This window comes from Actinoplanes sp. ATCC 53533, assembly GCF_003947245.1.
Genome location: NZ_QHHV01000323.1, coordinates 1 through 4,152, shown reverse-complemented (window position 1 = coordinate 4,152; position 4,152 = coordinate 1). Strand labels below are relative to the sequence as shown.

The following is a 4,152-nucleotide window of genomic DNA, read 5'->3' as shown; positions in this document are numbered from 1 at the left end:
GAGCGCCATCACGCCGCGGTTGGTCTCCTCCAGCTCGGCGTTGAGCCGGGCCAGGTCGTCGCGCTGGGCCCGTACCTCGTCCAGGGTCGTGATGAGCTGCTGATTTTGCACCGCCAGCTCGTCGAGCGGGGTTCCGGGCACGTGGCCGGCGAGTTCGGCACGGATGTCGTCCATACGGTCGGGACTCAGGACCGGCGCGCTCGGCGGGAGTCGACGTGACATCCGCACGACAGTTCCGATCTCCCCATCCCTTACCTCCATCGAGTCCACCAGGCGTCCGACCTGTACCAACTGGGCGGCGAGCTGGACTGCGTCCCTTGGCCCCGGATGCTCCAGCTTCACCGTCAGTGCTGGTACCCCATCGCGGGCCGCGGCGAACACCACCTCGGTGTCGCGTCCCGCGGCGACCATCAACCGACCGACCTCACTGAGCGCGGTGGCTATCCGGATCTGGTCCTGGGCCTCCAGGCCGACCAGCCGGCCGACCTCGCGACCCAGTTGACGAACCACAAAGACATCCTGCTCCACCCGGATCCGCGTGCGCACCAGCGGATCGAGGGTCGTCATGAGACACGCGCCACGGCGACGACGGCGTCGTCCCGCCGGGTGCCGGCATCGCGCAGCACGGTCGCCGCGATGACCTGCGGTGAGTGCGTGAGCAAGCCCGGGTAATCGGCCGGATTCCAGCGATCGACGACGCCGTCGGAATGCATCAGGACGATCCCGCCGGGCGGCAGCGGGTAGTCGTACTCGCGGAGCAGCCGGCGCTGGTGGCCGGCGATGCCGGGCAGGGAGACCATGCCGCGCCGGCCGGCGTCGGGGCCGAGCACGGTGCCGGCGATGTTGCCGAGGCCCGCATAGCGGACCAGGCCCGCCACGGGGTCGAGCTCCGCGACGGCGACCGCGGCACCTCGGGTGTGACTGAGCTTGCGGTGCAGCGCCTCCACGACCACCGCGGGCGGGCCGGCCGGCGCGCTCGCGAAGGCCCGGACCGCTTCCTGCGTGGCCGCGTACGCGAGCGGCCCGTGCCCCAGCCCGTCGCAGACCAGCACCTGCCGGCGTCCCTCGGCCTCGCGCACGGCGAAGCCGTCGCCGCTGACCGTCTCGCCGGTGAGCGGGCGGATCAGCCCGGCCGCCCAGGCCTGCGGCGGCGTCCCGCCGGACCAGGACTGGAGGGCCATGACCGTGCCCTTGCCGGGCACGGAGTGCAGGTCGGACCAGCTCGACTGGCGCACCATGGCGCCGAGGCCGATGCCCAGCGTGCCGGCGGTGGAGTGTCCGTCGCCGGCGGAATGGATGACATCGGCCATCCCGGGGCCGCGGTCCAGCGCCAGGATCTCCACCCCGGCCCGGTCCGGTACGCGCACCGCGCGCACCAGCAGCATTCCCTCGTCGGCGTGCTTGACGAGGTTGCTCACGGCTTCGGTGACGACGATGGCGAGGTCGGCGATGCGCGCCTCGGGCATGCCGAGCTCGGTGGCGAGCCGCTCGGCGGCCCGGCGGACCGTGGCGGCCGTACCGGCGGCTTCCACCCGGAACCAGACTCCCGCGTCGAGGAGTCCCTCGGGTAGTGACGCCACCGCGCCTCCGCTCATCGGCACCACTTCGTCACACTGATCGTCGTACCTTGACCGACTTCGGTGTCGATGTCGAACTCGTCGACCAGCCGACGCGCCCCGCTGAGGCCCAGACCCAGGCCGTTGCCGGTGGTATAGCCGTCGGTCAGCGCCAGCTCCAGGTCGGGTATGCCCGGTCCCCGGTCGGCGAAAACGATCCGGATGCCGATGCGCCGGCCGTTGTCGACCCGGCCCGCGTCGGCGGTGCCACCGCCGCCGTAGACCAGGGTGTTGCGGGCGAGCTCGCTGGCGGCGGTGACCAGCTTGGTCTGGTCGACCAGCGAGAGTTTGACCGACACGGCGAGGGTGCGGACAAGCTGGCGGACCCGGACGACGTCCTGGTCCGAGCGGATGGCGAGGCGCTCCATCCCGGCGATGTCGCCCCCGGCCGTCACGACGGGGCTACGACGGCCTCGTCGGCGTCGTCCTGGTCGTCGCCGATCAGGTCGTCGATGAAGTCGACGACCCGCTCACCGGCGAGCAGCTCCATGCCGAGTTCCACGTTCAACGCGGTCCGGATGCCCGGCAGCGACAGGCCCAGTTCCACGAGGGTGATGGCCACCGCCGGGCGCATGCCGACGACGACCGTCTCGGCGTCCAGCACCCGCGAGACCGAGGCGATGGTGGCCAGGGTGCGCCCGACGAACGAGTCGACGATGTCGAGGGCGCTGATGTCGATGATCACGCCGTGGCAGCCGGTCTCCACGATCCGGTCGGCCAGGTCCTCCTGCAGTTGCAGGGCGACCTGGTCCTCCATGTCGATCAGGATCGACACCAGCAGGATGTCGCCGATCTTCAGGACCGGTACGCGTTCCATCGGGTCAGCTCTCCCGCCGTCCGGCACCGCGCCGGGCAGGCCTGCCGTCGGCCTGGCGCAGGACGTGCCGGAGCGCGTCGGCGAGGCTCGCCTTGGTGGCGATGTCGCCGAACTCGATGCCCAGCGCCACGATCGTCTGCGCGATCTGGGGCCGGATGCCGGAGATGATGCACTCGGCGCCCATCAGCCGGGCGGCCACCACGGTCTTGAGGATGTGCTGGGCGACCTGGGTGTCCACGGCCGGGACCCCGGTGATGTCGATGATCGCGTACGGCGATCCGGTGTCCACCAGCGTCTGCAGCAGGCGCTCCATCACGACCTGGGCGCGGGCCGAGTCGAGGGTGCCGACCAGCGGCACGGCGACGACGCCCTCCCACAGCTTCACCACCGGGGTGGAGAGCTCGAGCAGCTGCTCGGCCTGACCGGAGATCAGCTCCTCGCGCGCCCGCACATAGGTGTCGAAGGTGAACAGTCCGGCCCGGTCGACGAAGGCAGAGAAGGCGACGTAGTCACGCAGCACAGCCGCGTCGATAGCGGCGCCCCGGTCGAGAACGGTCAGCACCGCGTCCTTGAGGGCGAAGACGCTGACCGCCGTCTCGGTGGCGGTGAAACCCTGCCGGGCGCGCGTGTTCGACAGCTCGCTGAGCAGCGCCCGCAGCTCGCCCGCGGCGTCGGACTCCAGGTCGGTGGCCCCGCCGGAGAGCGCCGACTGGAAGGCGCTCTGCAGATCGGCGACCTGCCGGCGCAGCTCGGCATGGCTGAGCCGGCCGCGCAGCAGGGCGGACACCGCGTCGGTCCAGGCGGCGGTCAGAGCCTCGCCGTCGGCCTCCAGCAGGCCGGCGAAGCGCCCCACCTCGTCGGTACTCAACGCCACCGCCGCCTCCCAGCTGTCGACATGTCCGAGGAACGGCCGGACTTTACCACCGCATTCTTCGTTACTTGCCGTAAGCCAACTAAAGTCTCGGCATCAACCGCTCCCCGGTTCTGCGCGCTCCCCCCGCCGTGGAGTAGCGTTCGTGCTACATCTGGAGGTCCTGCATGTCCCTGACGGTACAAACGGAACAGCGCGGCGAAATGGTCGTCGTGTCGGTTGCCGGTGAACTCGACATGGCCACCGCGCCGCAGCTCCAGGACCAGATCAGCGACCTGCTGGAGAAGGGCCGCATCCGGCTGGTCTTCGACCTCGCCGAGGTATCGTTCTGCGACTCCACCGGACTGTCGGTTTTCGTACGGGCCAAGAACAGCACCGACGACGCCGGCGGCGTCGTGCGGCTCGCCGCCCCCCAGCGCGGGGTGTTGCGCATTCTTGAGGTCAGCGGCCTGGTCGAGGTGCTGCACACCTACCCGACTGTGGACGAGGCCGTCACGGCCGAGGCGCCCGCGCTCGACTGAGTGGATCACCTGGTTTGTCGCTGACCCGCGTGGGAAACTGCTGGCCGGCGATCCCCGGCTCACGCGCAGGAGTGACTCTTGTCCATGTTCAAAGGCTTCAAAGACTTCATCATGCGGGGCAACGTCGTTGACCTCGCGGTCGGCATCGTCATCGGCGCCGCCTTCACCGCGGTCGTCACGGCGTTCACCAACGCCTTCCTCAAGCCGCTGATCCAGCTGCTGGGTGGCAACACGAGCGCCACGGCGGGCAAGTGGACCGTCGGCGCGGTGGCGTTCGACTACGCGACCTTCATCAATGCGGTCATCACCTTCGTGCTGACCGCGGCG

The 4,152-nt window shown here is 70.3% G+C and carries 6 protein-coding genes and 1 pseudogene; 2 read left to right on the top strand and 5 right to left on the bottom strand.

Translation table 11 applies throughout. The annotated features are described in order from the left end of the window. From DMB66_RS55585 to DMB66_RS55565, 5 genes and pseudogenes are all read right to left on the bottom strand, one after another. A pseudogene (locus DMB66_RS55585) lies at window positions 1-567 on the bottom strand (sensor histidine kinase); the annotation flags it as partial. Further along, complete coding sequence (locus DMB66_RS55580) at window positions 564-1,595, bottom strand: ATP-binding SpoIIE family protein phosphatase (protein WP_125812096.1); 1,032 nt, start codon at window positions 1,593-1,595, stop codon at window positions 564-566. The gene DMB66_RS55580 and the pseudogene DMB66_RS55585, both read right to left, overlap by 4 nt. Further along, entirely contained in the window at window positions 1,592-1,984 is a 393-nt protein-coding gene (locus tag DMB66_RS55575) for an anti-sigma regulatory factor (protein ID WP_125812098.1), read from the bottom strand. The genes DMB66_RS55580 and DMB66_RS55575 overlap by 4 nt, the downstream gene beginning before the upstream one ends. A 23-nt stretch (window positions 1,985-2,007) precedes the next feature. Further along, window positions 2,008-2,433: an STAS domain-containing protein gene (locus DMB66_RS55570; RefSeq protein ID WP_125812095.1), complete on the bottom strand. Its 426-nt coding sequence runs from the start codon at window positions 2,431-2,433 to the stop codon at window positions 2,008-2,010. Between the two features lie 4 nt (window positions 2,434-2,437). Then, complete coding sequence (locus DMB66_RS55565; protein WP_125812094.1) at window positions 2,438-3,307, bottom strand: STAS domain-containing protein; 870 nt, start codon at window positions 3,305-3,307, stop codon at window positions 2,438-2,440. A gap of 164 nt (window positions 3,308-3,471) precedes the next feature. Here DMB66_RS55565 and DMB66_RS55560 point away from each other — a divergent pair, with 164 nt between their 5' ends. Both DMB66_RS55560 and mscL read left to right on the top strand, forming a co-directional pair. Continuing rightward, entirely contained in the window at window positions 3,472-3,825 is a 354-nt protein-coding gene (locus DMB66_RS55560; protein WP_125812093.1) for an anti-sigma factor antagonist, read from the top strand. An 84-nt stretch (window positions 3,826-3,909) separates the two neighbouring features. Next, window positions 3,910-4,152: large conductance mechanosensitive channel protein MscL (gene mscL, locus DMB66_RS55555; RefSeq protein WP_125812097.1), on the top strand; the 243-nt coding region annotated here is incomplete at its 3' end.